The following is a 9,275-nucleotide window of genomic DNA, read 5'->3' on the forward strand; positions in this document are numbered from 1 at the left end:
TCGACCTTCGCCTCCGGTCGGGTAAAGCAGGCAAAGTCACCCCAGACTTCAAGGGTATGCGTTCCGTTGACCATTGTTCCTCCTATGGATTGCGGATCCGTATGCTGATCGGGACTCGGAGACCAATGGCCCGTCCATTCCTGCAGAAATGCTTTCAACCAATGAGCACCCGTTCCGACTGGGGCAGGATGAGCCCCCGGGTCTCGTCATAGTGCTTGCCCCGCGGATCTTCGAGAATAAACCACTCTTCGTGTTTTCGCTCGACCTTTCCGGTTCGGCGAAGCTTCGCAGGGATGAGAATGCTCCAAGCGGGGTGATCAGCCCGGGGGCGATAAAGGCTGACAGCGAGGCCCTGGGCACTCCTCATCCAGGCACCGTCGATACCGTCCGTTTCCGCTTCAGCTCTCAAGGCTTCGAAATCGGTCAGCCGTTCTCCCCAGGGTACCAAGACCTGTATGGCGTCCTGCTCGATCAGCCGGTACAAGCGGGCAATCTCTGCGAAATCACGCGACTTGATGGCGTCGTCGAAAGCCGGGTTCTGGCTGCCTGGCTGGGTCAGGTCGTAGAGTTGACGGTAATAGTCTCGGAAGGCCCCGGGGTCGTTGATGTCGATCGCACCCTGCTCCAAGAGGATTCGGCGCGTGACCTCCGCCGCCTGGAAATAGGCGTGGGTTGGATAGCGTCGACGCCAATCGCCCAGGTCCTCCGGATCGAAGACCAAGACCTCGCCGGCTTCGCGGAGCCGTCCTTCCCGATTGCAGCGCCCCGCCGCTTGGGCAATGGACTCCAGCGGTGCAAAGGCGCGAAAGACCCGAGGAAAATCCAGATCGACTCCGGCCTCGACGCATTGGGTCGAGATCAGTCGGCAGGGTTCGGCGCTCGTAAGCCGGCGTGTCACGCGCTCAAGCACGGCCCGCCGATGCATTGGACAAAGGTTGGTCGAAAGGTGCTCGATACTCGGCACAGCATCCAGGGCCTCCAGCAACGCCAGCGCGTGGCGCTTGAGATTCACGACCACAAGGGCTTGGGGAGTCTCTTGGATCTCGGCGGCGAGGGCGTCCCAGCTCCGCGTCTCGCCGGGAGCAGGCCAGGTCACGGCGACACGCTTCAGGACGGCGAATAGGGCGGGATGGTCGGGAACGACCTCGACCGGTTGCCAGCCGGAGGCAGCATGCTGGATGACTGCGTCGTGCAGCGAGTCGAAGGCGGGCTGGGTCGCGGTGGCAAAGACGACGCTGGAGCGGTAGGCCACCGACAGATGCGACAGGGTGGCCAGCGTGGGCACCGCCAAGTGCGCCGGCAGACTCTGAGCCTCGTCGAACAGGATGACCGACTCCATGAGGTTGTGGAGCTTACGGCAACTGGACGGACGGTTGGAAAACAGCGACTCCAGCAGTTGAACATTGGTGGTGATGACGATCGGGGCGTCCCAGTTCTCGGCGAGCAATCGGCGTTCGCGCTCTTGAGCGGGCTGGGCGTCGCCGAGCGCCGTTTCGGCACCGAGCCCCGCCAGGCTGTGATGCTCCAGAACGAAGTGTTCCGGGAAACCTGCAAAGACGTCGCGGTAGACACGAGCGGTCTGCTCGATGATGGTGAGGAAGGGAACCGCCAAGACGATGCGCTTGAGCCCGTGGCGCCGCGCGTGCTCCAGAGCGAGCTTGAGCATGGCCAGGGTCTTGCCGGAGCCGGTAGGCGCAGTGAGGGTGAAGCATCCGGGCAACGCTTGGGCGGCAGCGGTGCAGGCGTTCCAAAGCGCCGCGCGTGCCTCCCGCACGGCCGGTTGTGCTTGGGTTCCCGGGCGGATGCCCTCGCGCATATAACGATCGAGAGCGCCCAGAGCGGCTTGTGGATCGAGCACCGGGCCAGGCGCTCGAGGACGCTTGCCGGCCACAGTGCCCTCGAAGTGGGCCTCGGTATCCAGGAAGTCGGCATCGACCAGACAGGAGAAGAGCAGGCGCACGTCGAGCATGGCTGCGACCGCTTTGTCCCAACTCGTGACGACCTTGATCGGCGGTGTCTGGAAGTCCAAACCATCGACGTGGGCACGGGCACAGAGTCGGTCCGGCTCAGGGTCGGAGAGGGCTAGACCCTGAGGATGTCGGCTCATGAGCTTGGTTGGATCCAAGCCCAGCAGGGAGTTACCGTCCCCCCTTTGCAGCCCAACGTGATGGCCTTGAATCGCGAGCGCTGCGGCAACGGCCTGATGTTGCCTGAGTGCCAGCCAGGCACCGAGCGACCAATGATCCAGCCCCGAATCCTGTCCCCGGAGACGTGCTTGGAAGCGGTCGCCGTATTTGCCGAGATCGTGCTGATCCCCGGCGAGACCAGCCTCCTCGCGCCAGGGGGCTGAACCAGCGTGGATTCGGGCCAGACGGCCTACTTCTTTTAGGTGGGCGCTGAGAAGGTGCCAAGCGCCGGACGCGTTTGCACTGTGTGCATAGAAGCAATCGTCCGTCATCGGAGGCTATCCTCCAGATCGTACGGCGTCCGACACTGGCATCTTAAGCCTTTGTTTAACCTTGAAATCGAGCAGTTGTTGCGGAAAACTTCGTCCATGCTGCTCCCTCTTTCCTGAGTCGATCGACTGGTCCTTAGGGTGTCTGCGGCCAGGTTTTCGATGACCCCTCAGCCGGCTTGTCCAGCGAGTGTAAACCAGGAGGTGGCTCAAAACGTGAGCCTGGTGCGAGACCCGCGCTGCTTTGGGCCTCCTTGGTGGCGTACAATCTGGCCCGGCTGCTAGTGGCTCAAGGCGCCCTGCTGGCCGAGCAGGTGCCGCGCCAGCTCTTTGAGCGTCCGTGAAACCGGCCTTGGGAACCTAAAGATCACATGACTACCATCCGATCCAAGGTCGCCGTCTTGGGCGTCACCGCCCTGGCGTTGACGCTGCAGGGCTGTTGGTCGATTCCCGTCAATATTCGGTCTGACCCAGCCGGTGCTACCGTGTTGGCAAATGGCCAGGTGATCGGGACCACGCCGATGCAGATCTATGCGGATCGCGTATTTCCGCACAAGCGCAAGGGGCTCGACTGGCATCGGGAGGGAACCCTTACGCTTGAGCGATCCGGGTGCACGCCCGAGACCATGGAGGTCGACAACGATCTGCTCAGTCGCAGCCTCACCGTGGAGCTGGAGTGCCGCCCTGACGCGCCGATGGTGACCGCCTCCTCGGCGTTGCCCGCACAGCCGGCCGCGGCAACGCGGGCTTCTCCGGGGGCAAGCGGGGCGACGGCCCAGCGTCTGGAGGAATTGGAGGCGTTGCGCAGGCAGGGTTTAATCAGCGTTGAAGAATACCAGTCGATTCGCAAGCGGATTCTGGATCAGCTCTGAATACTGAACAACCAGGAACAAACCGCGTTTAATAGAAAGAAGATCCTGATTAGAGAAAGGTTCAGCCCCGATCCAACCGGGGCGTGTTTCCGGGACCGGTGCTCGGCCAGGCGAAATTGCGACGAAAGGCGGCGTACTCGGGGCCCACTGAAGTCGGGGCATCGGCATTCGGGTTCGCCGGTTTCAACCGGCCCCAGGGACAGGCGAACTTCAGTCCGCCGAGAGCAACGATCGGGGCGGCGTCATCGACCTCCGGTGTTCGTGGTGGTCATGGCGTGATTCCGATCGGTTCCACGCGACTCGTGTAATCGCGGTCAACCGATTGGCACGATCGGCATTGGTCGTGCCCCCTCGGTCATCGTGGCACGTGGCGCAGAGCGCCAGGGCATGCGTGACACCGCGGAGCGGGTGTCACGAGGTCTTGAGGGCTTGGGTGGGCGTTCCAGCGAATGACGCTGACGCGATCATACGGCGCTTCCGGTCACGGCGGACTCGACTCGGTATGGTTTAGGACGAGAGTCATTCAGCGATTTCTTGCCTAAGGCATCCCGACTGGGCTTGGGTGCAAGATCACGGGGCGACTGAAGTCGCCCCTACCCTCGGTCGATTCTTTCCGGGAAAGCAGGTTAACCTGTCCTCCGAACCAGGAGCCCCTGCATGCCGACCTCGATCGTCCTCGCCACCCTGAACGCGCGCTATGCGCATGCCTCGCTGGCGTTGCGTTATCTGCGGGCGAATCTCGGGCCGCTGCGCGAGGTCAGCATACTGTGCGAATTCGTGCTGGGCGCGGCACCCGAGGAGGTCGTCGAGCAGCTGCTGGCCGAACGACCGCGCATCGTGGGGTTGTCGGTCTACATCTGGAATGTCGCGCCCTTGACGCGTGTCGTCGCCTTGCTCAAGGAGGCGGCTCCGAATGTGGCGGTCGTGCTCGGCGGTCCGGAGGTGAGTCACGAGGTCGAGTCGCAGCAAATCTGCGCGCTGGCGGACTATGTGGTGACGGGTTGGGGCGAGGTGACCTTCGCCCGGCTGGCGGGAGCGATCCTGGATGGACAGCGGCCCGCGGCGAAGGTGCATGCGGGCGAGCAGCCGCCTCTGGACAGCATCCGCTTTCCCTACGACGAGTTCTCGGACGAGGACCTGCGGCGGCGAAATCTGTACGTCGAGGCGTCGCGCGGCTGTCCGTTCAAGTGTGCATTCTGTCTGTCCGCGCTGGATCGGACCGCGTGGCCGTTTCCGCTCGCGCCGCTGATCGCGGAGCTGGAGCGGCTGTATGCGCGCGGTGCTCGCCGGTTCAAGTTCGTCGACCGCACCTTCAACCTCAAGATCGATCACGCCGCAGCGATCCTGGGGTTCTTTCTGGAGCGCATCCGGAAGCGTCCGGACGACCTGCCCTTTCTGCACTTCGAGCTGGTCCCGGACCATCTGCCGGAGCGGCTGAAGGGAATGCTCGCGGCGTTTCCGGCGGGAACGCTGCAGTTGGAAATCGGCGTACAGACCTTCAATCCCGAGGTGCAGGCACTGATTTCGCGGCGTCAGGACGATGTGCAGGCCGAGGCCAATTTGCGCTGGCTGCATGCCGAAACGACCGCGCATCTGCACGCCGACCTCATCATCGGCCTGCCTGGCGAGGATCCGGCCTCGTTCGGGGCCGGCTTCAATCGGCTGATGCGGATCGGGCCGCACGAGATCCAGGTCGGGATTCTGAAGCGGCTGCGCGGTGCGCCGGTCTGCCGGCACGCCGAGCGGTTCGGGTTGGTGTTCAGCCCGGACCCACCGTACAGCCTACTCGCCAGCGATCGCATCGACCGGGCAACGATGCAGCGGTTGACGCGGTTCGCGCGCTACTGGGATCTGGTGGGCAACTCGGGGCGCTTCGGGCTGACGCTGCCGCTCCTGCTGGGCGATGCGCCATTCGAGCGTTTCCTCGCTTGGTCCGATTGGTTCTACGCCGACTCGGGCAAGACACACGGCATCCCGCTCGAGCATCTGTACGAGGGCCTGCACGCCTGGCTGTCGCTGCAGGGGACGGCGGAGTCGGCCACCGAGGCTTTGCGCAGCGACTATGCCGCCTGCGGTGCGCGTGGACGCCTGTCGTTCGACCCGACGCGGCGGATCCCGCCGCCGTCGCCGAAGGCCGGGGGGACGCTGCCGACGCGCCAGGCGCGTCATCTCAAACCTCTGACGCGTTCCAGTTGTTGAAGGCGAGGAGCCAGGAGGAGATGCCCGGATTGGCGGCGCCTTCGGCCTGCAAGCTCTCGCCGATCTCGATCATCAGCTCCCGAAATTCGCGGACCTCGTGGCGCCAGACCGTCTCCGGCAGGCCAGGATTGTCGGCCATCGTCTCGGCCGCCAGCGAGCCGGCGCCGGCCCACCAGTCATTAGCGTCGAGGCGGTGACGCACGCGATCGGGCGCCTCCGCAAAGAGGACGACCTGGTCGGCGACCTCCGCGGCCCGCGGGTGCCCGATGCGGGCGAGCAGGTCGGCGAGGTGGGTCAGCGCGCGAAGCAAGGCATCGTCGGTTCCGGGCACGGTGTGACCTCCGGTCGTTGGGGAAGCGCGGTAGGCTGCGCTGACGATAGGATGCGCAACAACCACTGGCGTTTGGGTGCCTCGCTCTCGCTCGGCACAACTACGGGGTTTGAAAACAGCGGCTAACCATCGCCTTGATGTCTGCGGCCTTGCCTTCGATGTCCGTGACCAACGCGAACTGGATCCCCGCCTTGCGCAGATTCTCGCCGGGCTCCGCGACCTTGAAATAGCGGTCGCCGTCGAGGTGATCGGTCAGGAATCGCAGGCCGAGTTCGAAGGGCATGAGGCGGATCGCCTCGGGGATCAGGGCGATCTCTTCGGGGCTCAGCCAGTCGCGCGTCTGCTCGGCATAGGCGTGGAGGATCGTCTCGGCGACCGCGAGATCGAACGCGACCTGGGTGCGCCCGTCGGCGGACTCGCCGCTGTGGTTGCAGCAAGAGCGCAGACAGTCGCCGATGTCGTGCAGGATGAGGCCGGGTTGCAGGGTGTCGAGGTCGATCAGGGCGAGTGCACGTCCGCTGTCGCGATCGAAGAGGATGTTGTCGATCTTGGGGTCGCCGTGGATGACGCGCACGGGGATCTCGCCTCGATTGCGTGCATCGGCGAGTCGCCTCGCGAGCGCTTGGCGGTCGATCGCGAACCGGACGCAGGTCGCGACCGCAGGGTCCGTCCGGGCGCCCTCGATCCGCTCCAGGACCGACAGAAAGCGCGCGAGATAGGCCGGCGTGTCGTGAAATCCGGGTAGTGTGACGCCCAGAGCATCGGCGGGCAGCGATTGAAGCAGCGTATGGAAGCGACCGAGGAGCCTGCCGACCTCGCGGGCCTGCTCGGGAGTCTCGATGCGCGGCAGGTTGACTGCATCCTCGATCAAGGTCATGAGACGCCAGACGTTTCCGTCCGGCGCGCGCAGACCCACGTCGCCCGCACGGGTCGCAATCAGCGCCGGAACCTGGAATCCGAGATCGGGGTGCTGCCGTGCCTGTCGATCGAGTGCCTGGATGTTGGACATGATCCGCAACGGATCGGGAAAGACCGCGCCGTTGATGCGCTGGAGCACGTAGCGCGTTCCGCCGGCCTCGACGCGAAAGGTATCGTTGATCAGCCCCCGCCCGTAGGGCGCGATCGCCTCCACCGGCGCGGGGATCTCGAACGCCTCGGCGATGGTCCCGAGCGATGCTTGCGTCCGCCCCTGTTGCGCCCCGTCGATCTCTGCGCGCCACATCTCAGTAAGACCGCCGCACGTCCAGGACATCCGGGATCTGCTGCAGCTTCGCCAGGATCTTCTCGAGATGCGCCATGTTTTTGACTTCCAGGGTGAAGCGCATCGCCGCCGTATCCGTGGAGCGCTCCGAATGGGTGTTGACGCCGAGCACGTCCACGTCGTCGTCGGAGAGCACCGAGGAGACATCGCGCAGCAGCCCTTTACGGTCGGCGGCGATCACCAGCACGTCTACCGAATAACCGGCATCGGCGGGTTGATCCGCCCAGCGCACCTCGATGAGGCGCTCGGCCTCCGCGGGCGGCAGATTCTTGAGGTTGCTGCAGTCCTTGCGATGGATGGTGACCCCGCGACCGCGTGTGACGAACCCGACGATGGGGTCGTAGGGCACCGGCTTGCAGCAGGGTGCGAGATGGGTCATGAGGTCGTCGACGCCCTCCACCACGACATCGGTGGCGCCCTCCAACCGCGGCTTGTGCGGCTGGCGCAGCTTGGGCTCGATCTCCTTGATCTCCTCGGTCTTGCGCTCCCCGACCTGACGTGCGACCTGTCCGACCGACAGATCGCCGCGCCCGATCGCGGCCAGCAGATCATCGCCTCGCTTGAAGTTGAAGCGGATCGCGAGCTCTTCCAGGTTGGGCTTCTCCGCGATGCCCAGTCGGCTCAGCTCGCGCTCCAGCGTGACGCGACCGCCTTGCAGATGCTGATCGTGATCGAGCTGTTTGAACCATTGGCGCACCCGGTTGCGGGCGCGCGCCGTGGTCAGATAGCCGTGATGGGGACTCAACCAATCGCGGCTGGGCGAAGCGTTCTTCTGGGTCAGGATCTCGACGGTCTCGCCGCTGTGCAGCTCGTAGTTCAGAGGCACGATCCGCCCGTTGATGCGTGCGCCGCGGCAGCGATTGCCGACCTCCGAGTGGATGGCGTAGGCGAAGTCGAGTGCGGTGGACCCCTTGGGCAGCTCGATGACCTTCGACTGCGGGGTCAGCACATAGATGTGGATCGGCTCGAACTCGGCCTTGAAGCGCTCGAGGAAGCCGCCGGTCTCGTCGCTTTCGTTCTTGAGCTCCAGCCAGTTGCGCATCCAGATGACGCGCCGTTGGAACTCGGCGTCGTGGCCCTTGGCCTCCTTGTAGGCCCAATGGGCGGCCACACCGAACTCGGCATGCTGGTGCATCTCGTGGGTGCGGATCTGCACCTCGAGCGGCTTGTCCTCCGGCCCGACGACGGCCGTGTGGAGCGACCGATACATGTTGCCCTTGGGCGTGGCGATATAGTCGTCGAACTCCTTTGGGATGTGCTTCCAGAGTCCATGCACCACCCCGAGCGCGGCGTAGCAGTCCGCGACCGAGCCGACCAGGATGCGCACCGCGCGCAGATCGAAAATCTCGGCGATCTCGACCTCCTTGCGCTGCATCTTGCGCCAAATGCTGTAGATGTGTTTCGGGCGGCCGGTGATCTCGGCTTGGATGCCGGCCTCGCCGAACTTGCCGTATAGGGTCTGGATGACCGTCGCGATGTAGTCCTCGCGCTCCTCGCGGCGCTCCGCCAAGAGCTTGGCGATGCGCTTGTACTCCTCCGGGTTGAGGTAGCGCAGGCTCAGGTCTTCGAGCTCCCACTTGACCTGCCAGATGCCCAGACGGTTGGCGAGCGGGGCATAGATGCGCTGGGTGTCGCGCGCGATCTTGGCGCGGCGCTCCGGCTCGAGGTCCTTGATGGCCCGCATCAGGTGGACGCGCTCGGCGAGCACCACCAGCACCACGCGAACGTCCTCGGCAATGCCGAGCAGCAGACGGCGCAGGTTTTCCTCATGCTCGTCCTGATCCTTGGCGGCGATGATGGCGTCGATGTTGGCGATTTGGCCGATGCGCGAGAGATCGCCGACCATCCGCGCGATCCCCGGGCCGAAGCGCTCCTCGAGCTGCGCTTCGGTGAGGTCGCCCTGGTCCAGACAGCCGTTGAGCAGGGCCGCGATCAGGGTCTCGAAGTCCATGCGCAGACGCACCAGGATGTCGGCGGTCGAGAGCACGTGACGCACGTGGGTCTCACCGGTCTCGATGCGCCGGTCGCCGCGACAACGGGTCAGCGCCGCGCAGGCGCCGGCGATCTGCTTGAGCTCCTCGATCGGATAATGGCTTGCCAACCCGTCGAGCCAGTGACGGATCGCCTCGTCGTCGTCGCAATGCGACTCGGGGAGGT

General features: G+C 64.7%; 6 protein-coding genes. 2 read left to right on the forward strand and 4 right to left on the reverse strand.

Annotated elements, in window-relative coordinates; all coding sequences use genetic code 11:
• Positions 1–154: 154 nt before the first annotated feature.
• Positions 155–2,458 (reverse strand): CRISPR-associated endonuclease Cas3'', encoded by a 2,304-nt coding sequence (locus GPT33_RS14335; RefSeq protein WP_296810074.1) that lies wholly within the window; start codon positions 2,456–2,458, stop codon positions 155–157.
• 368 nt (positions 2,459–2,826) lie between these two features.
• Between GPT33_RS14335 and GPT33_RS14340 the strand changes: the two genes are divergently transcribed.
• Entirely contained in the window at positions 2,827–3,327 is a 501-nt protein-coding gene (locus GPT33_RS14340) for an SHOCT domain-containing protein (protein ID WP_296810075.1), read from the forward strand.
• A gap of 657 nt (positions 3,328–3,984) precedes the next feature.
• Positions 3,985–5,526 (forward strand): radical SAM protein, encoded by a 1,542-nt coding sequence (locus GPT33_RS14345; protein WP_296810076.1) that lies wholly within the window; start codon positions 3,985–3,987, stop codon positions 5,524–5,526.
• Here GPT33_RS14345 and GPT33_RS14350 read toward each other — a convergent pair.
• The 3 genes from GPT33_RS14350 to relA all read right to left on the reverse strand — a co-directional run.
• Positions 5,498–5,857 carry a hypothetical protein gene (locus GPT33_RS14350; protein WP_296810078.1) on the reverse strand — a complete coding sequence of 120 codons (360 nt, stop codon included), beginning with the start codon at positions 5,855–5,857 and terminating at the stop codon, positions 5,498–5,500. The two genes, GPT33_RS14345 and GPT33_RS14350, sit on opposite strands and share 29 nt — an antisense overlap.
• A gap of 100 nt (positions 5,858–5,957) precedes the next feature.
• On the reverse strand, positions 5,958–7,079 hold the full coding sequence (locus GPT33_RS14355) for an aminoglycoside phosphotransferase family protein (protein ID WP_296810080.1): 1,122 nt from the start codon (positions 7,077–7,079) through the stop codon (positions 5,958–5,960).
• A gap of 1 nt (position 7,080) precedes the next feature.
• Positions 7,081–9,275 (reverse strand): GTP diphosphokinase (gene relA / locus GPT33_RS14360; protein WP_296810082.1); only part of this gene is annotated, 2,195 nt, incomplete at its 5' end.

This window comes from Thiocapsa sp., from assembly GCF_011390875.1.
Taxonomy (GTDB): Bacteria; Pseudomonadota; Gammaproteobacteria; order Chromatiales; family Chromatiaceae; genus Thiocapsa.

Excerpts from the sequence above, each read along its gene's own strand:
- GPT33_RS14340 (WP_296810075.1), top strand. The coding sequence starts at position 2,827 with ATGACTACCATCCGATCCAAGGTCGCCGTCTTGGGCGTCACCGCCCTG.
- GPT33_RS14355 (WP_296810080.1), bottom strand. The coding sequence starts at position 7,079 with ATGTGGCGCGCAGAGATCGACGGGGCGCAACAGGGGCGGACGCAAGCA.
- GPT33_RS14345 (WP_296810076.1), top strand. The coding sequence starts at position 3,985 with ATGCCGACCTCGATCGTCCTCGCCACCCTGAACGCGCGCTATGCGCAT.
- GPT33_RS14335 (WP_296810074.1), bottom strand. The coding sequence starts at position 2,458 with ATGACGGACGATTGCTTCTATGCACACAGTGCAAACGCGTCCGGCGCT.